The sequence below is a fragment of the Enterobacter cloacae complex sp. P16RS2 genome (assembly GCF_014982155.1).
Classification (GTDB): domain Bacteria; phylum Pseudomonadota; class Gammaproteobacteria; order Enterobacterales; family Enterobacteriaceae; genus Enterobacter; species Enterobacter cloacae_M.
This window is the reverse complement of record NZ_JADCKW010000029.1, coordinates 115,398-141,326: the sequence shown is the minus strand read 5'-3', so window position 1 is coordinate 141,326 and position 25,929 is coordinate 115,398. Positions and strand designations below refer to the sequence as shown.

Sequence of the window (25,929 nt, the reverse complement as noted above, 5' to 3'; positions counted from 1 at the left end):
GCCAGCACGCTGCAATGGGATAGCGTTGCCCTTAACCCATTTATGCAAAGGAAACGAAAAATGAGAACACAGAAGCGATGCCTTGGCTGCGTGGCTGTTGTGGTTGATGACTACGATCGTGCCATTGAATACTACACAGATAAGCTGGGTTTTACCCTTGTAGAAGATACGCCCCAACCGGGTAAACGCTGGGTGGTCGTCTCACCGAACCCGGAAAGCGACTGCAATATTTTGCTGGCTCGCGCCTCTAACGAGAGGCAGGAAAGCTTTATCGGCAATCAATGCGGCGGCAGAGTTTTCCTCTTCCTTCAGACGGACGATTTTTGGCGCGATTACCGTGCCATGAAAGATAAAGGCGTTCATTTCTGCGAAGAACCTCGCGAGGAAGAGTACGGTACGGTGGTGGTGTTTGAAGATATTTACGGCAACCGCTGGGATCTTTACCAGAATGCGCAGCCGTGAATATCACCATACATGATGTGTCATCCGCCTTTTGCCCTGCACGCTTCCCTCCAGAGCATACTCAGGATTATGGGGATATCTATTTAGAATGAGAGCTCTCGTCCCGCTGCGCCAGCGATAGCGCGCTGGCGGGATCGAACAGCGAGAGGCTCTCAATCTGATTGAGTAAAATCACCTTCCGGAATGACATGGCGCTGCGGGGTTCGGAGTCGAGCGTGATGTCATGCTCCGCATACCACCTGCTGTAGTTATTCTCGATGCGAAAGTTCATCGTCTTCGCGTCTCTGTACCCGCTTAACATCGGGATCAGCACGATATTGGCCGTTTTTTCATATTCCAGCGTCGCGGTGTGGATCATGCCGACGTAAATCCGCCTCGACCGCAGCGTGACCTGCGCCAGTTCGCCTTGCTCCATACACTGATACAGCAGCTGTTCAATACCGCTCGACTGCGCCAGACGTTTGTAGAGCTTTTTCCGGCTTTCGCCGTCCAGCCTGGCGCTGCCTGCCCAGTTAGAGCGGTAGAGGCAAAACAGGATGGCAAACGCCAGCATCACGACCACCGGCGCCTGAATGCCTAAAAAGCTCCAGTTCATAAAGTCGATTTGCCAGTCGGTATATTTCGGCGAGGCAAAGTGAAAAGCGTTGTTGGCCGCAGAAAGGGCGAGCAGGAGCAGCCAGAGCAGACCGGTGGCAATCACGCCCTGCAGAACAAAAATACAGCCGTACAGCGCCACAAGAAAATAGACGTCCCAGCCAAAGGAGCGCTTGATTTTAAAGCGGGTCGACAGGTCGCGGCTGGTGTACCAGTACCCGCATACCATCAGCACCATAAATATCGCCGTTCCCATATCAGGCCCTCTTCAGCATGTTGACGTGACGCAGAAAATCCTGCCGCACCTCGTTGCTTTTGTAGTTCACCGAGGCGTTCCCGTCCTGGTCGATAATGATGCGATCGCCATCTTCGACGGCTTCAATGATTTCCTGCTGGCTCATCACCTGCAGTAAGGATTCCGGGCTGGAGAAAAGGGAGAGAAAGAAACGTTTCATGCGGGCATCCTTATGAATAAAAAGGATAAGCCTGGAAGAAGACCGGCGAGTTTGCCTTAAGGATATCCTGAAAGTTAAAGCCGGGTGGAGGCTATGCCTTACAAGGCCTACAGAATTCACTCTTTTGTCTTATTTTAAGCTTATGATTTATTTATAAAATAAAAAATAAATCATCACAAACTTGGACAAATAACGTTAATTGTGTAAGTTTTAATTATGCGATTACGCCACGTTGTTTACAGCCAGGATGTGACCCATGAGCACTTTGCCCTCTGTCGTGAGTCGGTTTGTTGAGTACTACGCCGCACTGGATAGCCAGCCGCCGTCCGCGCTGGTGGGGCTTTACCATTCGAATGCCACGCTTATCGATCCGTTTGGCGAGCATGACGGGATTTTCGCGCTTCAGCGCTATTTCACCCATCTGCTGGCCAACGTCGAGCATTGCCGTTTTACCATCGATACGCCGCTGTGCAGCGGGAACCGGTTTGCTGTGACCTGGGTAATGCACTGGTCGCATCCGCGCATTGCCGGGGGAGAGCCGCTCGAACTGCCGGGATGTTCGGTGGTGGACACGGAAAGCGATCTCATCACGCGTCAGCGGGACTATTACGATGCTGGAGAGATGATCTACGAACATCTTCCTCTGCTTGGCTGGGCGGTACGCGGCGTGAAGCGGAGGGTCAAATCATGAAAACGGTACTGATCACCGGTGCAAGCTCGGGGATTGGCGCCGGGCTGGCGAAATCCTTTGCCGCTGACGGCTTCCATGTGATTGCCTGCGGTCGCGATCGGGCGCGCCTCGAAGCGCTGCGCCAGATCTGCCCCAATCTCACCGTTCGCCTGTTCGATATGATCGACAGGGACGCCTGCCGCCAGGCGCTGACCGGCTGCTATGCCGATCTGATTATTCTCTGCGCCGGCACCTGCGAATACCTCGATGGGGGCGTGGTGGATGCGGCGCTGGTGGAGCGGGTTATGGCGACAAATTTCCTCGGCCCGGTGAACTGTCTTGACGCGCTGCAGCCCCAGCTGACGGCTGGCAACCGCGTGGTGCTGGTGAGCTCCATGGCCCACTGGCTGCCTTTTCCACGGGCAGAGGCATACGGCGCGTCCAAAGCGGCCCTGAGCTGGTTCGCCGAGAGTCTGCGTCTGGACTGGGAGCCCAAAGGTATTGCCGTCACGGTGGTTTCTCCCGGCTTTGTTGATACGCCGCTGACGCGCAAAAATGATTTTGCCATGCCGGGCAGGGTGAGCGTTGACGAGGCGGTCAAGGCGATCCGTACCGGACTGGCGGCAGAGAAAATGCATATCGCGTTCCCCGCCGGGTTCGGCTTTATTTTGCGTGCGCTCTCCGGGTTACCGGCGTTTCTTCAGCGCGCGCTGCTGCGCAGGATGGTGCGTTCATGAACATTGCGATTATCGGCAGCGGCATCGCCGGGCTGACCTGCGCCTGGCGCCTGGCCGGGCACCATCAGGTGACCCTGTTTGAAGCGGGCGCCACGCCCGGCGGCCATACCGCAACGGTTGACGTCTCAACGCCACAGGGCACATACGCGATCGACACCGGGTTTATCGTCTACAACGATCGCACCTATCCGCGCTTTATGGGCCTCCTCAGCGAGCTGGGCATCAGCGGGCAAAAAACGCAGATGAGCTTTTCGGTGCACAACCCGGCGACGGGGCTGGAGTACAACGGTCACACCCTGACGTCGCTTTTTGCCCAGCGCCGAAACCTGGTGAATCCGGCATTCTGGCGGCTGCTGGGGGAGATCGTACGCTTTAACCGCCTGGCAAAACAGGCGCTGGACGGGGAAGTGGACCCGAACGCCACGCTGCAGACGTTTCTGGACCAGCACGGCTTCACGCCGTTTTTTGCGCGCCACTACATTCTGCCTATGGGGGCCGCCATCTGGTCCTCGTCGCTGCAGGAGATGAAGCGTTTCCCGCTGCCGCTTTTCTTACGTTTCTTCCAGAACCACGGGCTGCTGGATATCACCCATCGCCCGCAGTGGTACGTGGTGCCGGGCGGCTCGCGGGAGTATATCCGCGCCATGCTCGACAAGCTGGGCGACCGTCTGAATCTGCACCTCAATTCTCCGGTGCAGCGGGTGAGCCGCCACGAGCACGGGGTTACGCTTCAGCTTGAAAAAGGCAGTCATAACTTCGATCGGGTGATTTTTGCCTGCCACTCCGCCAGCGCCCTGGCGATGCTTGATGACCCGACGCCCGCAGAGCGCGAGGTGCTGGGCGATATCGGCTGGCAGCGCAACGAGGTCGTTTTACACAGCGATCCGCGCTGGCTGCCGGTGCGGCAGCGCGCGTGGGCCAGCTGGAACTACCGCCTGAGCGCGGAGGAACAGGCCAGCGCCTGCGTCACCTACAACATGAACATCCTGCAGGGGCTGCCTGAGGGCAGTCCGCTGTTCTGCGTCACCCTCAACCCGGACGCGCCGGTGGATGAACGCTTCGTTCTGCAACGCTTTGTCTATGAACATCCGCTGTTTAACCCGCAAAGCTGGCGGGCGCAGGCGCGGCGCGGGGAGATCAACGGTCATAACCGGAGCTGGTACTGCGGTGCCTGGTGGTACAACGGCTTTCATGAAGATGGCGTGCGCAGCGCGCTGGACGTGGTCAACGCGATAGCGGTCGGAGAGGGGAAGTGAGATGAACAGCTGCCTCTACCACGGCGTGTTACGCCACCGCCGCCTTCAGCCGAAAACCCATGAATTCAGCTACAGCGTCTTTATGGCCTGGCTGGATCTCGATGAAGTGCCGCTGCTGCCGTCCGTTGGCGTGCGGCGCAATCGCTTTGCCGCCGCTTCGTTTCACGATGCGGACTACCCGCTCGGTACGCCGCTCAAAGAAAACGTGCTGAGCAGGCTGGAGAGCCTGACCGGGGAACGTCCGGACGGGCGGGTCATGCTCCTGACGCAGCTGCGCTATTTCGGCTTTCATTTCAATCCGGTCAACTTTTACTACTGCTACGACGGGAAGGGGACGCTGCGCTGGGTGCTGGCGGAGGTTCGCAACACGCCGTGGAATGAACGTCATTACTATGCCGTCAACGGACTGGATGCGCAGCCGACGGAAAAAGCGTTTCACGTATCCCCCTTTAACCCGATGGACATGATCTACCACTGGCGCTTTAACGACCCGGACAACACGCTGCATATGCACATTGAAAATCATCAGGAAGCGAAGGTCTTTGACGCCACGCTGGCCCTGCGCCGGGAGCCTTTGACGCGCCCGGCGCTGCGTTCGCTTTTGGTTCGCGTCCCGCTTATGACCCTGAAAACCGTTTTTGCCATTTACTGGCAGGCGCTGCGCCTGTGGCTCAAGCGCGTGCCGCTGTATAACCATCCCGTCAGCAGGAGTGAACGCTCATGACCGATCCCGTCTTTGCGTTAGAACCCGATATCCCGCGCAACGTCCGCGTCGCGCGCTGGCTGCTGTTTCGTCTGCTAAGCGGCATTCGCGGCGGCTCGCTCACCCTGCGTGAAGGGGCGCAGACCTTCCATTTTGGTGAGTCATCCTCCGCGCTGCATGCGGATGTGCAAATTCTTTCTCCCGGCGTCTACTGGCGCGTCTTAACGGGCGGGAGCCTTGCTGCGGCAGAGGCCTGGATGGATGGCGAATGGGAAACCGCGCACCTGACGCCGCTTCTGGAGCTGCTCGCGCTCAACGGCGAGGTGCTTGGTCGTCTGGAAAACGGCTTCCGTCTGCTCGGCAGGCCGCTGGAGCGGATACGCCACTGGACGCGGCGTAACTCCCGCGCGCAGGCGCGCGAAAATATTGCCGCCCATTACGATCTGGGCAATACCTTTTATGCCCATTTTCTGGATAAAGAGCTGCTCTATTCCAGCGCGCTGTTTACGGCTGACGAGCAGGATCTCACGGCGGCTCAGCGGGCCAAAATGGCGCGTCTTTGCGACCAGCTGGCGCTGAGCGAGACCGATCACCTGCTGGAAATTGGCACCGGCTGGGGCGCGATGGCGGAATACGCGGCCCGTCATTACGGCTGTCGGGTGACCACCACCACGCTATCGCAGGAGCAATATAGCTGGGCGACCGAGCGGATCGCCCGCGCCGGGCTGCAGGATCGCGTTGAGGTGCTGCTCTGCGACTATCGCGACCTCACCGGGCAGTACGACAAGCTGGTCTCAATAGAGATGATTGAAGCCGTCGGGCAACGCTATCTGCCCACGTTCTTCCGGACCTGTCAGGCGCGGCTGCGCCCCGGAGGACGAATGGCGATTCAGGCCATCACCATTCAGGACCAGCGCTATCGCGACTACAGCAAAAGCGTCGATTTTATCCAGCGCTACATTTTTCCCGGCGGCTTCCTGCCGAGCATTACCGCGATGAACGAGCTGATGACGCGCCATACCGATTTCGTGGTGCGCAATCTCTTCGACATGGGGCCGGACTACGCCCGCACGCTGGCCCACTGGCGGCAGCGCTTTGTCCACGCCTGGCAGGAGATTGAAAAGCTCGGCTTCGATGAACGTTTCCGCCGCATGTGGCTGTACTATTTTGGCTACTGCGAAGCCGGGTTTAACGCCCGCACCATCAGCGTGGTGCAGCTGACCGCCGAGCGCGTATGAGACGTCATATTCAGGTCTTCCTGCTGGCCGTCGCGTTCGATCTCTACTGGGCGCTGGTGGCGCTCTTTCGCGAACAGGGCCTGATTATCTGGATCGCTCTGGCGATCCTGGCGTGCCTGCTGTTGCCGCCTGTATACCGTTTTTACGCCATTGGTCTGGCGGCGGCGGGCAGCCTGCTGGATACGCTCTGGGCGCTGACGGGGCTGATTGCCTTCACGAGCGACTCCCTGATGCCGCTCTGGATGGTGGCACTGTGGCTGATGTTCGCCACCGTCTGGACGCAGCTGACGCGCACCACCACGCTACCCGGCTGGCTGCTGACCCTGCTGGCCGCCGTGGGCGGGCCGGTGGCGTACCTGATTGGCGAGCGGCTGGGAGCCATCACATTTCTGGAGCCGACCTTTATCGTCGTGAGCTGGATGGCGCCGGGCTGGCTGGTGTTGATGCTGTTTTTCCACCTGCTGAAGGGGAGACAAAAATGAGATCTGTGGTTTTGCTGCTTTGGCTGACGGTGGTTGTTCCGGTTGCCCAGGCCGCCGACTGGCTGGCGTGGCGGAAGGTGGGAGACGCCACGCTCACCTGGGGACCTTTCACCGTTTATACCTCCCAGCTGCGCACCCCGGACGGGCGTTACGGTCGGGAGGACCAGGATCAGGCGCTGATTATTACCTATGCGCGGGACATCGATCGCGATGAGTTGGTCGAGGCGACCCGCGACCAGTGGCAGGCGCAGGGGATCCTGGCGCAGGAACCGCAAAGCGAAGCCTGGCTGCGGATGCTCCGGTCGCTGTGGCCGGATGTTCGCCCGGGCTCACAGCTGGCGTTTGTTCTCAACGATAAGCAGGGACAGTTCTGGTATCGCGCGTCAGCGGCGCAAACCTCCTTTATTCCACTCGGACCGCGTCAGTCGGAAGCGTTCAGCACCCGTTTTCTGGCCATCTGGCTCGATCCCCGCACGCAATATCCTGAGCTGCGTCAGCAGTTAATCGGAGGCCAAAAATGAAACATATCCTGATGATGGCGCTGGCATTCACGATGCTGCTGGCGGGCTGTAGCACTGAAGTGGCCGAGTATCGCCAGCAGGAGCCGCGGCTTGATATCTTCCACTACTTCCAGGGCAAAACCGAAGCGTGGGGGATGGTGCAGGATCGCAGCGGCAAGCAGATCCGCCGTTTTCACGTTGAGATTGCCGGGGATGTTATCGGTGATACGCTGACGCTCAACGAGCACTTCGTCTACGACGATGGCGAGAAGCAGCAGCGGGTCTGGCATATCCGCCGCGTGGGGAACGATCGCTACGAGGGAACGGCAGGGGATATTGAAGGCGTTGCCACGGGTCAGGTCGCAGGCAACGCCTTTAACTGGCATTACAGCATGAACGTGAAGGCCAACGGCAGCACCTGGCTACTGAACTTCGACGACTGGATGTACCTGCAGGATGAGACCCATCTGTTTAATAAAACTGAGATGAAGAAATTTGGCGTCACCGTCGCCACGGTGACGCTGTTTTTCACCCGGAAGACGTAAGCTTAGTCGCGAACATTGCCGGTTTTGCTGCTGGAGTAAATGAAGTACAGGGCAACCCCCAGGCAAACCACCGCGCCCAGACGGCTCGGCGAAAACGGAATAGCGGGATTGTTCAACCAGCCAAAGTTATCAATCAACATACTCATGGCGAGCTGGCCGAATATCACCGCCACCGTGGCGACGGCGGTGCCGATGCGCTGCACCGCCACGACCATGATCACAATGTAAGGCACGCCGAACATCGCCCCGAGGAGCTGCCATTTCGGCACGTCCAGCAGCGTGACCGCCTGCTTAGGCTCAAAGAAGAAAATGAGCAGGGCGGTCACCAGCGCGCCGACGGAAAATGTCAGAAACGCGCTTTTGAAAACGCCCACGCTGCTGCCGAGCTGCCCGTTAATCGCGGCCTGAATGCTCAGCGTTGCGCCGCCGCAGACGGCCAGAAGAATCATTATCAGCGTCATATCATCACCCCTGTGCGACCAGAACCAGTGCCGCAATAATAAAAACCAGCGCCACGATACGTTTTGCGTTTATCTTCCTGTGCGGCGTACCCAGCAGGCCAAAGTGGTCAATGATCAGGCTTTTAAAAACCTGACCAGCCAGAATGCCAATCATCGTCAGAGCGATGCCGATGGTCGGCGTGGCGATCGTCAGAATGACCACGTAAACAGGGCCAAGCACGCCGCCGAGCAGCTGCCAGCCGGGCTGGGCGAAAAACGACGGGCTGTTACGCGGGCTGAAAAACAGCATCAGCAGAAACGTCAGCGCGGCGCCGACGCCAAAAATGCTGAACGTCGCCCATAAATCGCCCACTTCTCCCCCTAATGGTCCCAGCAGCCCCGCCTCGACGGAGAGGCCCATCCCTCCGGCAATCACCAGTAAAATCAAAATAAACTGCATTACGCTTCCTCCGTTTTCTGGCGAAGAAGATTACGTCGGTAGACCCGTGAGAAAAATGCCATAATGCAGGAAACACCATTGCAGGAAATGCATTAATGTCAGATGCCGGAAGCATGAACCTTCGCTCACTGCTGCTGTTTATTGCCGTCTATGAAACGCAGAACTTTTCCGTCGTCGCGCGACGAGAAGGAATTTCTGCCTCGCAGGTGTCGCGCATTGTTCATCAGCTTGAGGACGCGCTCGGCCAGCAGCTGTTCTATCGCAATACCCGGGCGGTGATCCCCACGGAAAGCGGGCATCTGTTTATCCGCTATGCCCGGGCGATGGTCGATAACTTCGAAGAGGCGCGTCGAGAGCTGGACGAACGTTCGACCGAACCCTCCGGCACGGTTCGCATAAATGGGCCGGTATTTTTTGGACAGAGACACGTTGCGCCCGGACTGGCAGGCCTGGCCGAGCGTTATCCACGGTTAACCATAGAGCTAACGCTTACCGATGACTTTATCGACCCGCACCGGGACGCCGCCGATCTCATTTTCCGCATCGGCACGCTGACGGATTCGACGTTCCACGCCCGTGTTTTTGGGCAGCAGCGCTACCACCTCGCCGCATCTCCCGCGTATCTGCGTCAACACGGCATTCCGGCCGACCCGACCGAACTGAGCCAGCACAAATGTCTGGTCTATCGCGGTTCGTCCGGGCCTAACCGCTGGCTCGTGCGTCGCAAAGGGGAGAATTGGGTGCATTATCCCGTCGCGCCGCTGATGACGTCCAATAATGCGGAGTCGCTGCTCATTGCCGCGCTGGGCGGGATGGGGATCGTCCTGTTTCCGGACTGGCTGATTGGCGACAGGCTGAAGCGGGGTGAGCTGGTTGCCCTTATGCCGGAAATGGCGTGCGCCATCAACACGGAGCAACTCAATATTGCGGCGATCTATCCTAACGCACGTCATCCGCCCCTGAACGTCAGGGCGGTGATTGATTATTACGTGGCGTTTTTCGGTACGCCGCTCTACTGGCAAACGTAAGGCAATTACGCGCCGAGCTCCTTGCGGATAATCTCTGCGCCGGCGCTAAGCGCTTTCAGCTTGCCGTTAGCCACCTGGCGTGAAAGAGGGGCCATGCCGCAGTTGGTTGACGGGTAAAGCTTGTCGGCATCGACGAACTGCAGCGCTTTACGCAGCGTATCGGCGACTTCCTCCGGCGTTTCAACGGCGTTGGTTGCCACATCAATCGCGCCGACCATCACCTTTTTACCGCGGATCAGCTCCAGCAGATCCATCGGCACGCGGGAGTTGTGGCACTCCAGTGAGATGATGTCGATATTAGAGGTCTGCAGCTTGGGGAAGGCCTCTTCGTACTGGCGCCACTCTGAGCCGAGCGTTTTTTTCCAGTCGGTATTGGCTTTGATGCCGTAGCCGTAGCAGATGTGTACCGCGGTTTCGCACTTCAGCCCTTCAATGGCGCGCTCCAGCGCGGCGATACCCCAGTCGTTCACCTCGTCAAAAAAGACGTTAAATGCCGGTTCATCAAACTGGATAATATCCACGCCTGCGGCCTCTAACTCACGCGCTTCCTGATTGAGGATTTTGGCGAATTCCCAGGCCAGCTTTTCGCGGCTTTTATAGTGGGCGTCGTAAAGAGTGTCGATCATGGTCATCGGCCCGGGCAGGGCCCATTTGATCGGCTTGTCCGTGAGCTGACGCAGGTATTTCGCATCGTCCACGAATACCGGTTTCTGACGCGCAACGGCAGAAACCACGGTCGGCACGCTGGCGTCGTAGCGGTTACGAATGCGCACCGTCTGGCGATTTTCAAAATCCACGCCGCTCAGGTGTTCAATAAAGGTAGTGACGAAGTGCTGGCGGGTCTGTTCCCCGTCGCTGACGATATCGATACCCGCGCGGATCTGCTCATCCAGGGACAGGCGCAGCGCGTCCTGTTTACCCGCCAGGAGTTCCTGATCCTGTAATTTCCAGGGGGACCAGAGCGTTTCAGGTTGTGCAAGCCAGGTCGGCTTAGGCAGGCTGCCAGCCGTTGAAGTCGGGAGCAATGTTTTCATAATAAAAGACCTTTTTTGATGTATTAAAGCGTGTAGTTATCAGACCACTGCTCAAGAATGTGTTGGTAAGGCTTAATAAAGTACGCTTCGGTAAAGCGACCCTGTTCAATCGCCAGTCGGCTACGCTCTTCCCGGTCATAAACAATTTTGGTTAAGGAGTGATCCTGCTGGTTCAGATCCGGTCGGTAGCACAGTCCCGCCGCCGAGTTTGCGTTATAAATTTCCGGGCGATAGATTTTCTGGAATGTCTCCATCGTGCTGATGGTGGCAATCAGCTCCAGATCGGTGTAGTCACTCAGCAAATCCCCGGTAAAGAAGAACGCGAAAGGCGCCACGCTGTTTTCCGGCATGAAGTAGCGAACCTTCAGTCCCATCTTCGCGAAGTACTGTTCCGTCAGCGACTCGCCATCCGGCTGATACTCCACGCCCAGCACGGGGTGCTGATTACCGGTGCGGCGATACGTATCTTTGCTGGAGACGCTCAGGCAGATCACCGGACCCTTGCTGAAGTTCTCTTTGTATTCCGGCGAATTCACAAAATGGCGGAAGATATTGCCGTGCAGTTCGCCAAATTTTTCCGGAATGCTGAAGTGCTGCTGGTTCTTGTTGTGCTCCAGCAACAGCACGCTGAAATCATAATCCCGCACGTAAGAAGAGAAGTTATTTCCGACGATGCCAGGGATACGCTGGTTGTTTTTCTTGTCGACAATGGTGGTTTGCAGAATCTCAATAGCCGGGAACGGTTTTTCCGCGCCAATGTTCAAATCGACAGAGATAATTTCAAGCTCAACCGCGTAGCGATCGGCGTTTGGGTTATCCCAGCGCGCCAGGGCGTTAAAGCGGTTGTTGATCATCACCAGCGTATTGCGCAGGTTTTCCTGACGCTTTTCCCCGCGCGCCAGGTTGGCAAAGTTGGTGGTCGTACGCGTATTTTCTGACGGGTTGTAATTCTCATCGAAGCAACTGCGCTTAAGGGTATATGTGAAAGCTTTGCTCATTGTGGTTATGCATCCTAAGTTCATGTTGCTAAGAAGTTACCAATGCATAATTTATGCCTGAGCCCGCGGCGCAGGGGAAGTGACTTAATTTCAATGCAACATGAGCGAAGTTCATGAAGTGTAATGCTCGAGGTGTCGCTGCCTTCATGCCGGGTGGCGCTGCGCTTACCCGGCCTAAGGTTCAGCGTCGTTTGTAGGCCGGTGTAAGCGCAGCGCCGCCGGGCGAAGCTCGTAATATGTCTGTGATATGCACTTGCCCTCGTCGTTAACCGGCTGCGTTGGAGAGGGATTTTTTATTTCCGTTCAATTCCCGCTATAATCCCCAAAATTTCCAACCGGTTTAGAAACAATCATGACAAAACTCACCTTACAAGAGCAGATGCTGAAAGCGGGCTTAGTCAGCAGCAAAAAAGCGGCGAAAGTGCAGCGCACGGCAAAGAAATCACGCGTTCAGGCGCGCGAGGCTCGGGAAGCGGTAGAAGAGAACAAGAAAGCGCAGATCGAGCGCGACAAGCTGCTGAGCGAGCAGCAGAAGCAGGCCGTGCTGGCGAAAGAGTTTAAGGCGCAGGTGAAGCAGCTGATTGAGATGAACCGCATCACCGTGGCGAAAGGCAACATCACCTTTAACTTCACCGACGGCAATCTGATCAAAAAAATCGACGTCGACAAGCAAACCCAGGCTCAGCTGATCAACGGCCGTCTGGCGATTGCCCGTCTGGTCATCAACGCCAGCGGCGACTGTGAATACGCGATTATTCCGGCGGTGGTGGCCGATAAAATTGCCCAGCGCGATGCCGACAGCATCGTGTTAAACAGCGCGCTCAGCCAGGAAGAGCAGGACGAAGACGATCCGTACGCGGACTTCAAAATCCCTGACGATTTGATGTGGTAAACCGCATTCAGAACGGGGCGGCGTGACGGGCGTTAACCGGCTCTCCGCTCACGGGATGGATAAAATTCAACTCGCTTGCATGCAGCATCAGCCGGGGCGTTTCCTCAGCCCCCAGCGCTTCAAGACCGCCATACAGGTCGCAGCCCAGAATCGGGTGCTCCAGCTGCTGGCAGTGAATACGCAGCTGATGGGTTCGCCCGGTCTCCGGCGTCAGTATCACCCGCGTTAACGGCAGTCCCGTACCCTGATAAAAACGTTCCACGACCCGATAGCGGGAGCGGGCGGGTTTTCCGTTGATGGCGCAAATCGACATCAGCGGAAACAGCGCCGGGTCTTTGGCAATCGGCGCGTCTATTATTCCCTCGTCGTTTTCCACATGGCCGCAAAGCAGGGCGCTGTAGACCTTCTCCACGCTGCGCTGGCTGAACTGCTGGCACAGCGCCGCGTTGATGGCCTTATTGCGCGCAACCACCATTAGCCCGGACGTGCCGAAATCCAGACGGTGTACCAGCGTGCAGCCGGGGAATGTCTGGACCAGACGATAATGGACGGAATCAAGATTTTGCGGATTTTTGCCCGAGAGGCTGAGCAGACCGGAAGGCTTATCGATCAGCAGCAGATGTTCATCCTGCCAGAGGATCTGAATGTCGTCGTGACACGGTGGGGCAATAAAAGAATCAATAATCGCAGACATCAGGCCGCCCGGCTGGAGAGTGGGAGCGGATGATAACGAAATGCGGGGAAAAGAAAAACCCTCCCACCAGGCGGTGAGAGGGTGAAGTCTTAGGCTGCTACCAGGCTGTCGATAGCGGCTTTCGCATCGGTCTGCGCTTTGGTCGCCACTTCCGGACCGTAAGCGATACCTTCAGCGAACACGAAGTTCACGTCAGTGATGCCGATGAAGCCCAGGAACAGGCTCAGGTACGGCGCAACCAGGTCGGTTGGGGTGTCTTTATGGATACCGCCACGGCTGGTCAGTACGATCGCACGCTTGCCTTTCACCAGACCTTCAGGGCCGTTCTCGGTGTAACGGAAGGTTACGCCAGCGCGCGCCACCAGGTCGAAGTAGTTCTTCAGCTGGGTAGGGATGTTGAAGTTGTACATTGGGGCGTTGATGACGATAACGTCGTGCGCCTGCAGCTCAGCAATCAGCTCGTCGGACAGGGCCAGGGCTTCCTGCTGACGTGGAGACAGTGGTGCATCGCTTGGGCGCAGCGCGCCAACCAGCTCGCCGTCCAGCACAGGAATTGGGTTTGCAGCCAGGTCACGCACGGTGATTTCGTCAGCGGAATGCTGTTCACGCCACTGTTCAACGAAGTAATCAGACAGCTGACCAGACTGAGAGTACCCTGCCAGAATACTGGATTTCAAAACTAATACTTTGCTCATGGGTGATTCCTGTTGTTGCATTTGATTGAAGGGGGTTGCCCCGTTGCTTGTTGACACTCTATTCACAATCCTGCCATAGAGATAGCGCAATATATCGAAGCCTATGTTCGAATTTTTTGAATAAGGCGCGAAAGGCGTCATTGTGGTACTCTATAGCAATCATTAAAAAGAGAGTTTATCAGGGCGTGTAGTGCCCTTTAACGCTATGACAGAACAACAAAAATTGACCTTCCCGATGCTCCTGCAACAGCTCGATTCTCTGATGCTGCGCGACAAACAGCGCTTCGCCCGTCGTCTGCACGGCGTTAAGAAGGTTAAAAATCCTGATGCTCAACAGGCCATTTACCAGGAGATGGCGAAAGAGATTGAACAGGCAGCAGGGAAAGTTGTGCTGCGCGAAGCCGCACGTCCGGCAATTACCTATCCGGAAAACCTGCCCGTCAGCCAGAAAAAACAGGACATCCTTGAGGCCGTCCGCGACCACCAGGTGGTGATTGTGGCGGGGGAAACCGGCTCGGGGAAAACCACCCAACTGCCGAAAATCTGTATGGAGCTGGGACGCGGGCTAAAAGGGCTGATAGGCCACACCCAGCCGCGTCGACTGGCGGCACGCACCGTGGCGAACCGTATTGCCGAAGAGCTGCAGACGGAGCCGGGCGGCTGCATCGGTTACAAGGTGCGATTCAGCGACCACGTTAGCGATAACACCATGGTCAAGCTGATGACCGACGGTATTCTGCTGGCGGAAATCCAGCAGGATCGCCTGCTGATGCAGTACGACACCATCATCATTGACGAAGCGCACGAGCGCAGCCTGAACATCGACTTCCTGCTCGGCTACCTGAAAGAGCTGCTGCCGCGTCGCCCGGATCTGAAAATCATCATCACCTCCGCGACCATCGACCCTGAGCGCTTCTCAAAGCATTTCAACAATGCGCCGATTATCGAGGTGTCAGGACGCACGTATCCGGTGGAAGTGCGCTATCGCCCGATTGTGGAAGATGCGGACGATACCGAGCGCGACCAGCTGCAGGCTATCTTCGACGCCGTTGACGAGCTGGGCAACGAGAGCGCGGGCGACATCCTGATCTTCATGAGCGGCGAACGCGAAATTCGCGATACCGCCGATGCGCTCAGCAAGCGCGACCTGCGCCACACGGAGATCCTGCCGCTTTACGCGCGCCTTTCGAACAGCGAGCAGAACCGCGTCTTCCAGCCGCATGGCGGGCGACGCATCGTTCTGGCGACCAACGTGGCGGAAACCTCGCTGACCGTACCGGGGATCAAATACGTGATCGACCCGGGCACGGCGCGCATCAGCCGCTACAGCTACCGCACGAAGGTCCAGCGGCTGCCGATTGAGCCGGTCTCCCAGGCGTCCGCTAACCAGCGTAAAGGCCGCTGCGGCCGCGTGTCGGAAGGGATCTGTATTCGTCTCTATTCCGAAGATGATTTCCTGTCGCGCCCGGAGTTTACCGACCCGGAAATTCTGCGCACCAACCTGGCGTCCGTTATCCTGCAGATGACCGCGCTGGGGCTGGGGGACATCGCCGCGTTCCCGTTTGTCGAAGCGCCGGACAAACGCAACATTCAGGACGGCGTGCGTCTGCTGGAAGAGCTCGGCGCCATTACCACCGACGAGCAGGCGACGGTCTACAAGCTGACGCCGCTGGGCCGCCAGCTCAGCCAGCTGCCGGTGGATCCGCGTCTGGCCCGTATGGTGCTGGAAGCGCAAAAGCACGGCTGCGTGCGCGAGGCGATGATCATTACCTCGGCGCTCTCCATTCAGGACCCGCGCGAGCGTCCGATGGACAAACAGCAGGCGTCTGACGAAAAGCATCGTCGCTTCCACGACAAAGAGTCCGACTTCCTCGCCTTCGTAAACCTGTGGAACTATCTCGGCGAGCAGCAGAAAGCGCTCTCCTCGAACCAGTTCCGCCGCCAGTGCCGCGTGGATTTCCTCAACTACCTGCGCGTGCGCGAGTGGCAGGATATCTACACCCAGCTGCGCCAGGTGGTGAAAGAGCTGGGCATTCCGGTCAACAGCGAGCCGGCGGAGTACCGCGAGATTCATATCGCGCTGCTGACCGGCCTGCTGTCCCACATTGGGATGAAGGACGCCGAAAAGCAGGAGTATACCGGCGCGCGTAACGCCCGTTTCTCCATCTTCCCCGGTTCCGGCCTGTTCAAAAAGCCGCCGAAATGGACCATGGTCGCCGAGCTGGTGGAAACCAGCCGCCTGTGGGGGCGCATTGCCGCGCGTATCGATCCGGAATGGGTGGAGCCGGTGGCTCAGCATCTGCTGAAACGCTCGTACAGCGAACCGCACTGGGAGCGCGCGCAGGGCGCGGTAATGGCGACCGAGAAGGTGACCGTTTACGGCCTGCCGGTGGTTGCCGCGCGGAAGGTCAACTACAGCCAGATTGACCCGGCGCTCAGCCGCGAGCTCTTTATCCGACACGCGCTGGTGGAGGGCGACTGGCAGACGCGCCACGCCTTCTTCCGCGAAAACCTGAAGCTGCGCGCGGAAGTGGAGGAGCTTGAGCACAAGTCCCGCCGCCGCGACATTCTGGTGGACGATGAGGCGCTGTTTGAGTTTTACGACCAGCGCATCAGCCACGATGTCATCTCCGCCCGCCACTTCGACAGCTGGTGGAAGAAGGCCAGCAAAGAGACGCCGGACCTGCTCAACTTCGAAAAGAGCATGCTGATTAAAGAGGGGGCGGAGTCGGTCAGCAAGCTCGACTACCCGAACTTCTGGCATCAGGGCAACCTCAAGCTGCGCCTGACGTATCAGTTTGAACCGGGGGCCGACGCGGATGGCGTGACCGTTCATATTCCGCTGCCGCTGTTAAACCAGGTCGATGAAGGCGGGTTTGAATGGCAAATTCCCGGCCTGCGCCGCGAGCTGGTGATTGCGCTGATCAAATCCCTGCCGAAACCGGTGCGCCGTAACTTTGTGCCTGCGCCAAACTATGCGGAAGCCTTTTTAGGCCGCGTCACGCCGCTGGAGCTGCCGCTGCTGGACGCGCTCGAGCGTGAGTTCCGACGCATGACCGGCACCACCATCGACCGTGAAGACTGGAACTGGGATCAGGTGCCCGATCACCTGAAAATCAGCTTCCGCGTGGTGGATGATAAAAACAAAAAGCTGCTGGAAGGGCGTTCGCTGAGCGAGCTGAAAGAGGCGCTGAAAGGCAAAGTTCAGGAAACGCTGTCTGCGGTGGCGGACGACGGTATCGAGCAGAGCGGGCTGCATATCTGGAGCTTTGGTCAGCTTCCGGAAAGCTACGAACAGAAGCGCGGTAACTATAAGGTCAAAGCCTGGCCTGCGCTGGTGGACGAGCGCGACAGCGTGGCGATCAAACTGTTTGATAATCCGCAGGAACAGCAGCAGATGATGTGGCGCGGGCTGCGTCGCCTGCTGCTGCTCAACATCCCGTCGCCGATCAAGTATCTGCACGAGAAGCTGCCGAACAAAGCCAAGCTCGGGCTGTACTTTAACCCGTACGGCAAGGTGCTGGATCTGATTGACGACTGCATCTCCTGCGGCGTGGACAAGCTGATCCACGAGGCGGGCGGTCCGGTCTGGACGGAAGAGGGCTTTGCTCAGCTCCATGAAAAGGTGCGCGCGGAGCTGAACGACACCGTGGTGGAGATTGCCAAACAGGTCGAGCAGATCCTTACCGCCGTGTTCAATATCAACAAGCGCCTGAAGGGGCGCGTGGATATGACCATGGCGCTGGGGCTCTCGGACGTGAAGGCGCAGATGGCGGGGCTGGTCTATCGCGGCTTTGTCACCGGCAACGGCTTTAAGCGTCTGGGCGATACGCTGCGCTATCTTCAGGCGATTGAAAAACGTCTGGAAAAAATGGCTATCGACCCGCACCGCGATCGCGCGCAGATGCTGAAAGTGGAGAGCGTGCAGCAGGCGTGGCAGCAGTGGCTAAACAAGCTGCCGCCGGCGCGCCGCGATGATGAAGACGTTCAGGCGATCCGCTGGATGATAGAGGAGCTGCGCGTCAGCTTCTTTGCCCAGCAGCTCGGTACGCCGTATCCGATTTCGGATAAGCGTATTCTGCAGGCGATGGAGCAGATTTCCGCTTAAAACCCTTGCCCGGTTTTCTCCCTCTCTCTGTGGATTGAGGAATCCCCAGAAATGATTAAACAGAAGCTATAACGTTGTTTCAGAAAGATTGAAGACTTACAGCGACGCCCTGGTTCGGCTGTAAATCGCTGAGGCGTTTCCTGCAGGCCGAGAGGGGGGGCGTCCGTGCTGGGATTATTTTGTGGGGATTCCTCAGCCCTGTGTGAGAGGGTTGGGGTGAGGGCACCAGGCCGCACAATTTTCATCCGTTCACGATTGCCAGCGTAAACCCATCCCATCCCTTAACCCCCACCGTTTGCAGCGCGGTGGCGGTTAGGCGCGGGTTATCCCCAATCATCTCGATAAAACGCCGCACCCCCAGCACGCGCGCGTCGTCGCTTTGCCCGTTAATCACTTCGCCATCGCGCACCACGTTATCGCCAATGATTATCGTGCCGGGACGTGAATAGTGCAGCGCCCACTCCAGATAGCCGGGATTGTTTGGCTTATCGGCATCGATAAAGATCAGGTCGAACGCCGGAACGTCACCGAAATTCTCCAGCGAGCTCAGCGCCGGGCCTTCAATCAGTTCAATGCGATCGCTCAGCCCCGCGAGGTGAATATTCTGGCGGGCCACATCGGCATGCGTCGGGTCAGCCTCGAGCGTAACCAGCTTTCCGTCCGGCGGCAGGGCGCGCGCCATCCAGATTGAGCTATAGGCACCCAGCGTCCCGATCTCAAGAATGCGTCTTGCCTGGGTCATGCGCACGAACAGCGCCAGCAGTTGCCCCTGATTGGCCGCAACATCGTGTTCGGGTAGCCCGGCGCGTTTGTTGTTTTCCAGCACCTGACTCAGCACGTCATCGTCAGGGATCAGCGAAGAAATCATGTAATTATCTACTGCAGACCATTTTTGTTGCATAGATTGACTCCTTGGATTTTTCTCCCTCTCCCTGTGGGAGAGGGTCGGGGTGAGGGCATCAGCGCGCAAGGCGGTTCACGCGCTCTCCCAGCCGCCGCCCAGCGCCCTGTACAAATCGATCTGCGCCAGCAGCAGGTTATTTTTCACCTGCACCACGCTGGTCTGCACCGAGTACAGCGTGCGCTGGGCGTCCAGCACGTCCAGATAGGAAGAGTAGCCGTTGCGATTGCGGTTCTGCGCAATGCGCAGCGTCTCCTGCGCCACCTCCTGCTGGGCAAGCAGCTCGGTCAGCTGTTCCTGATAGCGCGTAATCGCATCAAGGCTGTTGTTCACTTCGGCAAACGCGTTACGCACGGTTTTTTCATAGGCGTACAGCGCCTGGTTACGCTGGGACTGGGATATATCCACCTGCGCATTCAGCGCCTGGCGGTTCAGCAGCGGGGCGAGAATACTGCCCCCGACGCTCCAGAGCTGAAGCGGGTTGTCCAGCAGGCCGGACAGGGTGCGATCCTGTATCGATCCTGTTGCGGTCAGGTTGATCGACGGCAGCAGGCTCGCGCGCGACGCGGCAAGCGAGGCGTCAGCCGCAACCAGCTGGCGTTCGGCCTGAACGATATCCGGCCGACGGTTCAGGAGCGTAGAAGGCAGCTGTGACGGCAGCGACAGCGGCGTTAGCGCCTCAAAGCTCTCGCTGCGCGCTACCGCGCCGGGATTGCTTCCCAGCAGCAGGCTCAGGGCGTTCTCCTGCTGTGCAATCTGATGCTGCAGCACGGGAACCTGCGCCCGCGTTGAGCGGAGTTCGGAATCCGACTGCATCAGTTCCAGACGCGAGCTGTAGCCCGTCTCAAACTGACGTTTCGCGAGGTTAAATGCCTCTTCTCGCGATTTCAGCGTGGATTCGGTCACGCGCAGCTGTTCGTCAAGCGAGAGCAGGGTGACATACCCGGACGCAACCGAAGACGCGACGGTCAAATCCGCGGCGGCAGCGGCGGCTTTTTGCGCCGCCAGCGAGGCTTCGGCGGCATTGGCCGTGCTGCGGTTGACGCCCCAGATATCTACATCGTAGCTCGCCGTCAGGCTACCTCTGTACAGCGTGCCGTAGACCGGCAGCCCGGTCGCGGCGGATTGCGAACGGGCGCGGGTCCCCGTTACGCCCGCGTCAAGCGACGGAAACAGGCTGCCGTCGGCCGCAAAGACCCGCGCCTGATACTCGTTAATCCGTTCGCGGGCGATCAGCACGTCGCTGTTGTTCTTTAGCGCCCGATCCACGTAGCGGTTGAGGTTGTTGTCATGAAAATTGCGCCACCAGAGCTGCTCCGCCGGGCTGGCAGGACCGGAATCGGCACGCCACTGCGCAGGGATTTGCAGCGTCGGCTGCGCGGGTTTGACGTCGACGGACTGGCATCCGGCCAGCGTCACCGCCAGCACCAGACCGGCTATCGGGCGAAGGGTCATTGTTTGCCCTCCCGCGTATCAATGGTCACCTGCACCGACATGCCTGGACGCAGCAGGGCGGACTCCTCAGGCTTGCCGAGCACCTCGATGCGCACCGGAATACGCTGGGCGATTTTGACAAAGTTGCCGGTGGCGTTGTCCGGCGTGATGGCGCTGAACTCCACGCCGGTTGCCGGCGAGATGCTCTCCACGCGGCCCTGATACGCTTTGTTGTTCAGGGCATCGACGGTGAATTTGACGGGCTGGCCGACGCGCAGCTCCGCCAGCTGCGTCTCTTTGATATTGGCGATCACCCAGTGCTGCGGAGGCACAAGGGTGGTGAGATGGGTCCCGGCGGTCACGTACGCCCCGAGACGCACGGCAATCTGGCCGAGCTGGCCGTCGCGCGGGGCGATAATGCGGGTGTTTTGCAGGTCAATTTGCGCCAGCTCCAGCGCCGCTTTCGCATTGTCGACATCCGCCTCCAGCGCGCCGCGGTTCACAATTACCGTCTGCAGATCCTGACGCGACATCTCAAGCGAGGCTTTGGCCTGCTCGATGTCGGCGCTGCCCTGGGCCGCGCTGGCCAGCGCCGCGTCGCGTTCGCGAATGGAAAGCGATCCGTCAGCCGTCAAATCCTTCACCCGCTTTAAATCCGCCTGGGTTTTCAGGCTTTGGGCGCGGGCATTTTTCAGCGCGGCGTCGTTTTTGGCGATCGTCGCTTCGGCGCTTTTACGCTGCTGCAGGTTGTTATTGAGCGCGGCAATTTTCATCGCCAGCTGTGCCTCGGCCTGATGCACGCGCTGACGATAGATACGGTCATCAATCTGCAGCAGCAGGTCGCCTTTTTTAACCTGCACAAAGTCCTGAACCTTCACCTCGGTGATATAGCCATTCACCTGGGGGCTGATGAACGTCGTCTGGCCGCGCACGTAGGCGTTGTCTGTAAACTGCGCGTGGCGGGTGAAAGGCGGCAGCTGCCATGCGTAAAGGATCACCAGCACGCCGACAATACCGATGGCAGCGGCGGTGAAAACGGAAACAATGCGCACATTTTTGCGGGTGTTGGCCTGCTCTTTGGCGGCATCCTGCTGACTCATAAACTCTCCAGAACTCTTTCAATTATTTGTTGCCGGTGGCGTTTTTAAGCGCCATACGGGCAGTGATGCGCAGGCGCAGCAAGCGCCATAAAATCCAGACCAGCGTGGCGGCAGCGATGCCCGCCGTCAGCAGATAAGTATCGTTGTAAGCCAGAATATTCGCCTCAAGCGTCGTCACCGTTTGCAGCTGCGTTATCGCCTGCGTTCCCAGCAGCGAACTGTCGCCAATCAGGCTCCGGTACATCTGGGTGTAAAGCTGGATACGCTCGTTGACCAGCGGGTTGAGCGTGGAGAGCTGGTCCGCCAGCAGGCTGGAGTGATACTTCTCGCGCCAGGTCTGGAAGGTTCCGAGGATCGCGGAACCCAGCAGGCCGCCGAGGTTCTGGCTCATGCCAAACATCACCGAGAAGCTGACCAGGTTGCGCGGGTCGGCGATCACCCCGCCAATGGCGGCCAGCATGGCGGGTGCCAGGAAGAAGGCGCTGCCGAAGCCCAGCAGAAACTGGCTTAGCATCAGCTGATCCGGCCGGGTCAGGTTGTTGGACTGGCTGTCCAGCAGCGAGGCAACAATCATCAGCGCCAGAGAAGTGATGATTGGCCACGCCAGTTTGGTCGGCTTAATCGTGAGGCAGCTGGTGACAATCCCGCAGACGATCCCGGCGAAAATGGACCACGCCAGGTGGGTCATCTGCTCGTTCTGCAACCCCACGTACTGCAGCCAGCCGATGACCCCGGTGTTTTGCTCTGCCAGCACGATACGGATCAGCAGCATGATCAGCCCCAGACGGACGATGCTGCCGCTCGACAGCCAGCGGGTGTTCAGCAGCGGGTTGGTGCGGTTATGTTCAAAGACGATGGCAGCCACAATCAGCACCAGCGATAGCGCCAGCGACCAGCCGATCCACGGCGCCTCGAACCACCAGTCAAGGCGGCCCAACGAGAGCACGGCGCAGAGCAGGGCCATTCCGGGGGCCATTAAAAAGAAGGTGATAAAGTCTTTCTTCTCAAAGACCTTGCGCCTGTCGCCCGGCGGCAGTTTTAAGGCTATTACGCAGGCCAGGGAGATCAGCGCCAGCCCCAGCTCGAAGAAATAGAGCCCGCGCCACTCGTCCAGCTGCAGCAGTTCGGTGGAAAACAGGCGGGCCAGAGGGATGGCGAGCGACGACCCGGTAATCCCGATGGTGAGCGCCTTCAGGCGGTGCTTCGCAGGCCAGGCCTGGATCTGATAGTAAATCCCCAGAGAGCTGAGCGCGGCGGCCACCATCCCGTGCGCGGCGCGCACCATCAGCGCCGAGCTGAGATCGTTAACGAACAGGTGGAAAAAGGTCACCAGCACGTACAGCACCAGAAAACCTTCCGTGAAGGCGCGCAGACCGTACTGCTGGCGGAACTTGACCAGCAGCAAGTTGATAGAGATGTTGGTCATGACGTAGACCGCAGGCAGCCAGGCGATTTCGGTCGACCAGGCCCCGAAGGTGCCCTGCAGATTTTGCAGGTTGGCGGTCACCACCGCATTTCCCAGCGCTCCCGTCAGGCACACCAGCAGGCCAACGACGCCGTAGGCAATCCGTTTTGGCGTACTGTGCTCGGGTGTGGAAGGCGAACCCAGCAGGGCGGGTTTCTCATGTGGCTGCCACTCGCGAGGAGCATAAGGGTCGCGTTCGGGCAGGCGCATAACGTCGTTTACCTTAGAAATAATTGAATAATTAGCGTGCTAGCGATTCTACGTCTGCCGCAAATGATAATTCAAGTGAATATGATTTACGCATGTTAATCAAATGTAGAAGGGAAGTTTAAGGAAAAAGAGCGGCCCGAAAGTCGGGCCGACAACGATCAGAGATGTTCGGGCTGTGCCTGCAGAAGGGTCGTTCGCTTGACGCGGCTGGCGCAGAAAATCGCGATTAATGAAATGACCACCGTGACGGCAAGATACCAGGCCACCGGAACCCAGTCGCCGTCATATTTTGCCAGCAGTCCGGTGGCAATCAGCGGCGCGGTACCGCCGGCCAGCGCGGCACCCAGCTGATAACCGAGCGTAATGCCGGTGTAGCGTACGTTTGCACTAAAAATTTCAGAGCACAGCGTGCCGAGTACCGCCGTTACCGGTGCCCACAACACGCCAAAGGCGATGACCGTCGCAAGCACAATGCCCCAGGTTGTTCCGGTATTGAGCAGCATAAACCACGGCACGATAAACAAACCCAGGATGAAGACGCTCGCGGCATACATGCGTTGACGGCCAATTTTATCCGAGAGCAGCCCCATTAACGGGATCATCACCGTGGCCACCAGGGCTCCCAGCGTCACGGCTTCCAGCGCCTGAGATTTTTGATACGTCAGCGTCGTGGTGGCATAGCTCACGACAAACGTCGAGAAGATATAGAACGGCGCGGTTTCTACCACCTTCAGACCGGCGGCAATCAGCACTTCGCGCCAGTGATGTTTCAGGGTATCGCGCAGAGGCGCTTTCGCCACCTGGCCCGATTGTTTTACCTTCTTGAAATCAGGCGTCTCGTCGATGTCCTTACGGATCCACAGGCCGAGCAACACCAGAACCGAACTCAGCAGGAACGGGATGCGCCAGCCCCAGGAGAGGAAGTCCTCCTCGCTGAACAGGGTCATCAGCGAGACGATAAAGGTCGCCATCAGCATGCCGATGGTGACGCCCGCCTGCGGAATACTGCCGAAGAAGCCTTTACGTTTTTCGGGCGCGTATTCGTAGGCCAGCAGCAGCGCGCCGCCCCATTCACCGCCTATGCCCATCCCCTGAATGATACGCATCAGGATCAGCAGAGCGGGCGCCCACAGGCCAATCATCTCATACGTGGGCAGCAGGCCAATCATAACGGTTGCACCTCCCATCAAAGAGAGGGTCAGTACGAGCGTTTTTTTACGGCCGATGCGGTCGCCGATATGAGCGAAAAGTACCCCGCCAATGGGGCGAATAAAAAAGGTTAATGAGAAAGAGAGATAGGAGAGGATGAGCCCGATCACCGGGTCGACCATCGGGAAAAAGATCTTATTGAAGACCAGCGCGGCCGCCGTACCGTAGAGAAAATAGTCAAACCATTCAATGGCGCTCCCGGTAAGGCTGGCGATTAACACCTTCTTATTTTTTCGTAATACCGTCGTCGTACTTTCATGTTCTGTCATGACCTGAAACCCCGCCACGTTGATGATGTATGAGGTGTCACCTGGCGCGCTTCAGGTGCAACCTGCGATGATAAAAAAGGTTGTGAAATTGTTAAGCAACTTATGGTGGGATGTTGTATTTGGCAAGCTAACGGGGGATGAAACTGGTCAGATCACGGTGAAATATGCAGCGTTGGGTGCTTTTGCAGAGAACATGTGCAACAGGATGTTTTGTATGATGGAAAACCAAAAGCATAATATGCAGGTGCAACCCAATTGTTTTTGGATGTTTCTGGTTATTTCAGAAAAATGACAATTTGGGCGATAAAACAACGTCTGATTTCAGAGCCCACCTCTGCGTTATCGGTAAGAAGCCGCTACCCTGAAGAGACATAAATGAGGAGTTCACCATGGTTCAGCCCCATTTTCCCATCCTGCCGGATGCCACCCTGGCGGCCATCAATACTGTCGGTGAATGGCTGGCGCAGGACGACCTGAGCGACAGCCGCCAGCCCCCGGACGTCGATGCGGTGATCCTGGCAGGGAACGCGGTGATCCCGACCATTGAGGCGGCCTGCCGTATTGCCGCGCAGAGAGAAATCCCGCTCCTGATTAGCGGCGGTATTGGTCATTCAACCGCGTTTTTATATTCAGCTATCGGCAGTCATCCGCGTTATCACACCTTACAGGTTGAAGGGCGGGCCGAAGCGAGAATTCTTGCCGACATTGCGCGGGAGTTCTGGCAGATCCCCGATGCACGCCTGTGGATTGAAGATCGCTCCACCAACTGCGGTGAGAATGCGCGTTTTAGCTGGAATATGCTGAAACAGCATCAGCGCGCGATCGGGCGGGTGCTGGTGGTGCAGGACCCGACGATGCAGCGCCGAACGATGGCGACATTTGCCCGAGTTTGTCGGGATGAGCCCGTATCACCGCAGTGGATAAGCCATCCCGGGTTTACGCCAACGCTGCACAATGGCAAAGAGGGCCTTGAGTTTAGCGCGGGCAATAGCGGACTGTGGCCCGTTGACCGTTATCTTTCACTGGTTCTGGGGGAGCTGCCGCGTTTGTATGATGACGTTAACGGCTATGGTCCGGCCGGGCGGGATTTTATCGCGCACGTTGAATTGCCAGATGCGGTGATTGCCGCATGGAAAAAGCTGCAGCAGGATCCGGTTCTCGCGGATGCGTTGTCCAGGCGCTCGATTTAAGGGTGTAATCAGAAGCGATAACAACCGCTTCAGAATAACCTTTGGCTTACAGCAATGTCCTGGTCCGGCTGTATATCGCCGAAGCGTTTCCGTAAGGCCGGGGCGAGGCGCAGGGATGCGCCGAGAGGGCGTGGCCTGCAGGGATGCAGGCTCATGCCCG

Annotated in this window: 27 protein-coding genes; 14 read left to right on the top strand and 13 right to left on the bottom strand. The window is 58.0% G+C overall.

What is annotated here, in order from left to right; translation table 11 throughout:
* The first annotated feature begins 60 nt into the window (after nt 1-60).
* Nucleotides 61-462 carry a VOC family protein gene (locus INF68_RS18510; RefSeq protein WP_109844245.1) on the top strand — a complete coding sequence of 134 codons (402 nt, stop codon included), beginning with the start codon at nt 61-63 and terminating at the stop codon, nt 460-462.
* A 79-nt stretch (nt 463-541) separates the two neighbouring features.
* Here INF68_RS18510 and INF68_RS18505 read toward each other — a convergent pair whose 3' ends face one another.
* Together INF68_RS18505 and INF68_RS18500 are read right to left on the bottom strand one after the other, a co-directional pair.
* Complete coding sequence (locus INF68_RS18505) at nt 542-1,312, bottom strand: hypothetical protein (RefSeq protein ID WP_126787168.1); 771 nt, start codon at nt 1,310-1,312, stop codon at nt 542-544.
* A 1-nt stretch (nt 1,313) separates the two neighbouring features.
* Entirely contained in the window at nt 1,314-1,511 is a 198-nt protein-coding gene (locus INF68_RS18500; protein ID WP_023311615.1) for a hypothetical protein, read from the bottom strand.
* A 256-nt stretch (nt 1,512-1,767) separates the two neighbouring features.
* On the opposite strand from INF68_RS18500, the gene INF68_RS18495 reads away from it, so the two are divergent.
* The 8 genes from INF68_RS18495 to INF68_RS18460 are packed head-to-tail and all read left to right on the top strand — an operon-like array spanning nt 1,768 to nt 7,642.
* On the top strand, nt 1,768-2,202 hold the full coding sequence (locus tag INF68_RS18495; protein WP_023311616.1) for a nuclear transport factor 2 family protein: 435 nt from the start codon (nt 1,768-1,770) through the stop codon (nt 2,200-2,202).
* A complete protein-coding gene (locus INF68_RS18490; RefSeq protein ID WP_126787167.1) occupies nt 2,199-2,918 on the top strand; it encodes an SDR family NAD(P)-dependent oxidoreductase in 720 nt (239 codons plus the stop codon). The genes INF68_RS18495 and INF68_RS18490 overlap by 4 nt, the downstream gene beginning before the upstream one ends.
* A complete protein-coding gene (locus INF68_RS18485) occupies nt 2,915-4,174 on the top strand; it encodes an NAD(P)/FAD-dependent oxidoreductase (RefSeq protein WP_109844241.1) in 1,260 nt (419 codons plus the stop codon). Before INF68_RS18490 ends, INF68_RS18485 begins: the two co-directional genes overlap by 4 nt.
* A gap of 1 nt (nt 4,175) precedes the next feature.
* Entirely contained in the window at nt 4,176-4,898 is a 723-nt protein-coding gene (locus INF68_RS18480) for a DUF1365 domain-containing protein (protein WP_126787166.1), read from the top strand.
* Complete coding sequence (locus INF68_RS18475; RefSeq protein WP_126787165.1) at nt 4,895-6,115, top strand: cyclopropane-fatty-acyl-phospholipid synthase family protein; 1,221 nt, start codon at nt 4,895-4,897, stop codon at nt 6,113-6,115. Before INF68_RS18480 ends, INF68_RS18475 begins: the two co-directional genes overlap by 4 nt.
* Nucleotides 6,112-6,597 carry a DUF2878 domain-containing protein gene (locus INF68_RS18470; RefSeq protein WP_126787164.1) on the top strand — a complete coding sequence of 162 codons (486 nt, stop codon included), beginning with the start codon at nt 6,112-6,114 and terminating at the stop codon, nt 6,595-6,597. The genes INF68_RS18475 and INF68_RS18470 overlap by 4 nt, the downstream gene beginning before the upstream one ends.
* Nucleotides 6,594-7,118 (top strand): hypothetical protein, encoded by a 525-nt coding sequence (locus INF68_RS18465; protein WP_126787163.1) that lies wholly within the window; start codon nt 6,594-6,596, stop codon nt 7,116-7,118. Before INF68_RS18470 ends, INF68_RS18465 begins: the two co-directional genes overlap by 4 nt.
* Nucleotides 7,115-7,642 carry a DUF3833 domain-containing protein gene (locus INF68_RS18460; protein ID WP_126787162.1) on the top strand — a complete coding sequence of 176 codons (528 nt, stop codon included), beginning with the start codon at nt 7,115-7,117 and terminating at the stop codon, nt 7,640-7,642. Before INF68_RS18465 ends, INF68_RS18460 begins: the two co-directional genes overlap by 4 nt.
* Before the next feature lie 2 nt (nt 7,643-7,644).
* Here the strand turns inward: INF68_RS18460 and INF68_RS18455 are convergent, their stop codons facing one another.
* Both INF68_RS18455 and INF68_RS18450 read right to left on the bottom strand, forming a co-directional pair.
* Nucleotides 7,645-8,103, bottom strand: coding sequence for a DMT family transporter (locus INF68_RS18455; protein WP_126787161.1), 459 nt, complete (start codon nt 8,101-8,103; stop codon nt 7,645-7,647).
* 4 nt (nt 8,104-8,107) lie between these two features.
* The gene (locus INF68_RS18450) at nt 8,108-8,542 is read right to left on the bottom strand and encodes a DMT family transporter (protein WP_023311625.1); all 435 of its coding nucleotides are present in this window, start codon (nt 8,540-8,542) and stop codon (nt 8,108-8,110) included.
* Nucleotides 8,543-8,637: 95 nt separating this feature from the next.
* Between INF68_RS18450 and INF68_RS18445 the strand changes: the two genes are divergently transcribed.
* Nucleotides 8,638-9,570, top strand: coding sequence for a LysR family transcriptional regulator (locus INF68_RS18445; protein ID WP_126303251.1), 933 nt, complete (start codon nt 8,638-8,640; stop codon nt 9,568-9,570).
* Between the two features lie 5 nt (nt 9,571-9,575).
* On the opposite strand, the gene INF68_RS18440 is transcribed toward INF68_RS18445, so the two are convergent.
* Both INF68_RS18440 and INF68_RS18435 read right to left on the bottom strand, forming a co-directional pair.
* A complete protein-coding gene (locus tag INF68_RS18440; RefSeq protein ID WP_023311627.1) occupies nt 9,576-10,604 on the bottom strand; it encodes a methionine synthase in 1,029 nt (342 codons plus the stop codon).
* A gap of 23 nt (nt 10,605-10,627) precedes the next feature.
* Complete coding sequence (locus tag INF68_RS18435; protein ID WP_126787160.1) at nt 10,628-11,602, bottom strand: DUF1852 domain-containing protein; 975 nt, start codon at nt 11,600-11,602, stop codon at nt 10,628-10,630.
* Nucleotides 11,603-11,954: 352 nt separating this feature from the next.
* On the opposite strand from INF68_RS18435, the gene INF68_RS18430 reads away from it, so the two are divergent.
* Nucleotides 11,955-12,494, top strand: coding sequence for a DUF2058 domain-containing protein (locus INF68_RS18430; RefSeq protein ID WP_023311631.1), 540 nt, complete (start codon nt 11,955-11,957; stop codon nt 12,492-12,494).
* Nucleotides 12,495-12,501: 7 nt separating this feature from the next.
* On the opposite strand, the gene INF68_RS18425 is transcribed toward INF68_RS18430, so the two are convergent.
* Nucleotides 12,502-13,188 (bottom strand): RluA family pseudouridine synthase, encoded by a 687-nt coding sequence (locus INF68_RS18425; protein ID WP_126787159.1) that lies wholly within the window; start codon nt 13,186-13,188, stop codon nt 12,502-12,504.
* 89 nt (nt 13,189-13,277) lie between these two features.
* Complete coding sequence (azoR, locus tag INF68_RS18420) at nt 13,278-13,883, bottom strand: FMN-dependent NADH-azoreductase (protein WP_008502313.1); 606 nt, start codon at nt 13,881-13,883, stop codon at nt 13,278-13,280.
* Between the two features lie 205 nt (nt 13,884-14,088).
* Between azoR and hrpA the strand changes: the two genes are divergently transcribed.
* The gene (gene hrpA / locus INF68_RS18415) at nt 14,089-17,991 is read left to right on the top strand and encodes an ATP-dependent RNA helicase HrpA (RefSeq protein ID WP_126787158.1); all 3,903 of its coding nucleotides are present in this window, start codon (nt 14,089-14,091) and stop codon (nt 17,989-17,991) included.
* A 241-nt stretch (nt 17,992-18,232) separates the two neighbouring features.
* Here the strand turns inward: hrpA and INF68_RS18410 are convergent, their stop codons facing one another.
* The 5 genes from INF68_RS18410 to INF68_RS18390 form a co-directional block, all read right to left on the bottom strand.
* Nucleotides 18,233-18,892 carry an O-methyltransferase gene (locus tag INF68_RS18410; protein ID WP_193525389.1) on the bottom strand — a complete coding sequence of 220 codons (660 nt, stop codon included), beginning with the start codon at nt 18,890-18,892 and terminating at the stop codon, nt 18,233-18,235.
* 75 nt (nt 18,893-18,967) lie between these two features.
* Nucleotides 18,968-20,347, bottom strand: a complete 1,380-nt coding sequence (locus tag INF68_RS18405; RefSeq protein ID WP_126787156.1) for an efflux transporter outer membrane subunit — start codon at nt 20,345-20,347, stop codon at nt 18,968-18,970.
* Nucleotides 20,344-21,426, bottom strand: coding sequence for an HlyD family secretion protein (locus tag INF68_RS18400; protein WP_126787155.1), 1,083 nt, complete (start codon nt 21,424-21,426; stop codon nt 20,344-20,346). The genes INF68_RS18405 and INF68_RS18400 overlap by 4 nt, the downstream gene beginning before the upstream one ends.
* A 22-nt stretch (nt 21,427-21,448) precedes the next feature.
* Complete coding sequence (locus tag INF68_RS18395) at nt 21,449-23,101, bottom strand: MFS transporter (RefSeq protein ID WP_126787154.1); 1,653 nt, start codon at nt 23,099-23,101, stop codon at nt 21,449-21,451.
* Between the two features lie 158 nt (nt 23,102-23,259).
* The gene (locus INF68_RS18390; RefSeq protein WP_023311638.1) at nt 23,260-24,579 is read right to left on the bottom strand and encodes an MFS transporter; all 1,320 of its coding nucleotides are present in this window, start codon (nt 24,577-24,579) and stop codon (nt 23,260-23,262) included.
* A 34-nt stretch (nt 24,580-24,613) separates the two neighbouring features.
* Between INF68_RS18390 and INF68_RS18385 the strand changes: the two genes are divergently transcribed.
* Nucleotides 24,614-24,871, top strand: coding sequence for a hypothetical protein (locus INF68_RS18385; protein ID WP_126787153.1), 258 nt, complete (start codon nt 24,614-24,616; stop codon nt 24,869-24,871).
* Nucleotides 24,872-24,968: 97 nt separating this feature from the next.
* Complete coding sequence (locus tag INF68_RS18380) at nt 24,969-25,769, top strand: YdcF family protein (RefSeq protein ID WP_126787152.1); 801 nt, start codon at nt 24,969-24,971, stop codon at nt 25,767-25,769.
* Nucleotides 25,770-25,929: the final 160 nt, after the last annotated feature.

Excerpts from the sequence above, each read along its gene's own strand:
- INF68_RS18510 (WP_109844245.1), top strand. The coding sequence starts at position 61 with ATGAGAACACAGAAGCGATGCCTTGGCTGCGTGGCTGTTGTGGTTGAT.
- INF68_RS18505 (WP_126787168.1), bottom strand. The coding sequence starts at position 1,312 with ATGGGAACGGCGATATTTATGGTGCTGATGGTATGCGGGTACTGGTAC.
- INF68_RS18500 (WP_023311615.1), bottom strand. The coding sequence starts at position 1,511 with ATGAAACGTTTCTTTCTCTCCCTTTTCTCCAGCCCGGAATCCTTACTG.
- INF68_RS18495 (WP_023311616.1), top strand. The coding sequence starts at position 1,768 with ATGAGCACTTTGCCCTCTGTCGTGAGTCGGTTTGTTGAGTACTACGCC.
- INF68_RS18490 (WP_126787167.1), top strand. The coding sequence starts at position 2,199 with ATGAAAACGGTACTGATCACCGGTGCAAGCTCGGGGATTGGCGCCGGG.
- INF68_RS18485 (WP_109844241.1), top strand. The coding sequence starts at position 2,915 with ATGAACATTGCGATTATCGGCAGCGGCATCGCCGGGCTGACCTGCGCC.
- INF68_RS18480 (WP_126787166.1), top strand. The coding sequence starts at position 4,176 with ATGAACAGCTGCCTCTACCACGGCGTGTTACGCCACCGCCGCCTTCAG.
- INF68_RS18475 (WP_126787165.1), top strand. The coding sequence starts at position 4,895 with ATGACCGATCCCGTCTTTGCGTTAGAACCCGATATCCCGCGCAACGTC.
- INF68_RS18470 (WP_126787164.1), top strand. The coding sequence starts at position 6,112 with ATGAGACGTCATATTCAGGTCTTCCTGCTGGCCGTCGCGTTCGATCTC.
- INF68_RS18465 (WP_126787163.1), top strand. The coding sequence starts at position 6,594 with ATGAGATCTGTGGTTTTGCTGCTTTGGCTGACGGTGGTTGTTCCGGTT.
- INF68_RS18460 (WP_126787162.1), top strand. The coding sequence starts at position 7,115 with ATGAAACATATCCTGATGATGGCGCTGGCATTCACGATGCTGCTGGCG.
- INF68_RS18455 (WP_126787161.1), bottom strand. The coding sequence starts at position 8,103 with ATGACGCTGATAATGATTCTTCTGGCCGTCTGCGGCGGCGCAACGCTG.
- INF68_RS18450 (WP_023311625.1), bottom strand. The coding sequence starts at position 8,542 with ATGCAGTTTATTTTGATTTTACTGGTGATTGCCGGAGGGATGGGCCTC.
- INF68_RS18445 (WP_126303251.1), top strand. The coding sequence starts at position 8,638 with ATGTCAGATGCCGGAAGCATGAACCTTCGCTCACTGCTGCTGTTTATT.
- INF68_RS18440 (WP_023311627.1), bottom strand. The coding sequence starts at position 10,604 with ATGAAAACATTGCTCCCGACTTCAACGGCTGGCAGCCTGCCTAAGCCG.
- INF68_RS18435 (WP_126787160.1), bottom strand. The coding sequence starts at position 11,602 with ATGAGCAAAGCTTTCACATATACCCTTAAGCGCAGTTGCTTCGATGAG.
- INF68_RS18430 (WP_023311631.1), top strand. The coding sequence starts at position 11,955 with ATGACAAAACTCACCTTACAAGAGCAGATGCTGAAAGCGGGCTTAGTC.
- INF68_RS18425 (WP_126787159.1), bottom strand. The coding sequence starts at position 13,188 with ATGTCTGCGATTATTGATTCTTTTATTGCCCCACCGTGTCACGACGAC.
- azoR (WP_008502313.1), bottom strand. The coding sequence starts at position 13,883 with ATGAGCAAAGTATTAGTTTTGAAATCCAGTATTCTGGCAGGGTACTCT.
- hrpA (WP_126787158.1), top strand. The coding sequence starts at position 14,089 with ATGACAGAACAACAAAAATTGACCTTCCCGATGCTCCTGCAACAGCTC.
- INF68_RS18410 (WP_193525389.1), bottom strand. The coding sequence starts at position 18,892 with ATGCAACAAAAATGGTCTGCAGTAGATAATTACATGATTTCTTCGCTG.
- INF68_RS18405 (WP_126787156.1), bottom strand. The coding sequence starts at position 20,347 with ATGACCCTTCGCCCGATAGCCGGTCTGGTGCTGGCGGTGACGCTGGCC.
- INF68_RS18400 (WP_126787155.1), bottom strand. The coding sequence starts at position 21,426 with ATGAGTCAGCAGGATGCCGCCAAAGAGCAGGCCAACACCCGCAAAAAT.
- INF68_RS18395 (WP_126787154.1), bottom strand. The coding sequence starts at position 23,101 with ATGCGCCTGCCCGAACGCGACCCTTATGCTCCTCGCGAGTGGCAGCCA.
- INF68_RS18390 (WP_023311638.1), bottom strand. The coding sequence starts at position 24,579 with ATGACAGAACATGAAAGTACGACGACGGTATTACGAAAAAATAAGAAG.
- INF68_RS18380 (WP_126787152.1), top strand. The coding sequence starts at position 24,969 with ATGGTTCAGCCCCATTTTCCCATCCTGCCGGATGCCACCCTGGCGGCC.